Origin of the sequence: Flavobacterium sp. ARAG 55.4 (assembly GCF_051846875.1) — a bacterium.
In the GTDB taxonomy this organism is placed as follows: domain Bacteria; phylum Bacteroidota; class Bacteroidia; order Flavobacteriales; family Flavobacteriaceae; genus Flavobacterium; species Flavobacterium plantiphilum.
Genome location: NZ_JBPYCT010000032.1, coordinates 1 through 1,211 on the forward strand (window position 1 = coordinate 1; position 1,211 = coordinate 1,211).

The window sequence follows — 1,211 nt, forward strand, 5'->3', positions numbered from 1 at the left end:
ACTGGTGCAGTGAACAATGATGCAATCAACTATAGCTTATCAACTACAGCTACGCAATTCTCGCCTGTAGCCACTTACCCTATTACAGTTGCTTTGGGAGAAAATCCAAACTATATTGTAACTAAGGTTGACGGAACTTTAACAGTAACTCCGAAAGAATTAAACGTAGTGGTTACTGCTGATGATAAAACTAAAGTATACGGTGATGAAAATCCTGAATTGACTGCCGTGGTAACTGGTGCAGTTAACAATGATGCAATCAACTATAGCTTATCAACTACAGCTACCCAGTTCTCGCCTGTAGACACTTATCCTATTACAGTTGCTTTGGGAGAAAATCCAAACTATATTGTAACTAAGGTTGACGGTACTTTAACTATTACTTCTTCTGCCATAGAGGCCAATGATGATATAGCGGGACCTATAAATGGTATTAATGGTGGAAACGCAGGAATTAACATTTTAAATAATGATTACCTAAATGGTAATGTAGTAAATCCACTTGAGATTACTACTTCATTTGTAAGCAGTACTAATAGCGGAATCACACTTGTTGGAACTGATGTGGTAATAGCTCCGGGAACTCCTGCAGGAAATTATGAAGTGGTATATAAAATTTGTGAAAACATAAATTTATCTACTAATTGTGATGAAGCGACTGTTAAGATTTCTGTTTACACACCATCTATTTCTGTCGAAAAAGAAGGAACATATATTGATGCCAACAATGATGGAAAAACTACTGTTGGAGACCAAATCAAATATACATTTACAGTAAAAAACATCGGAGGTTCAGCGTTGACAAACATAACAGTAACTGATAATAAAGTAACTGTACTTGGAGGTCCAATAACTTTAAATATAAACGAAAGTGATTCCACTACATTCTCTGCGATTTACAATATTACTCAAGATGATATTAACAAAGGAGTAGTTTATAATTTAGCCATCGCTAAAGGAACTCCACCTGCTGGAGACCCTATAACGGCTACTTCTACTGATCCAACGCCTTGTACTACGTGTCCTAAAGATCCGGAATGTGCTGATTGTACCATTACAGAAATACCTCAAAATCCTGGTATCGCAATTACAAAAGACGGTACTTATGTAGATACTAATAATGATGGTAAAACCAATATTGGTGATGTAGTATCATACAAATTTGTAATTACTAATACAGGAAATGTTACTTTAACTAATGTAACTGTAAC

The 1,211-nt window shown here is 35.5% G+C and carries 1 protein-coding gene; it reads left to right on the forward strand.

Features of this window, described 5'->3' with window-relative positions; genetic code table 11:
• The coding region (locus ACSV4D_RS18010) for a DUF7507 domain-containing protein (protein WP_439229376.1) at window positions 1-1,211 on the forward strand (1,211 nt) is incomplete at both ends.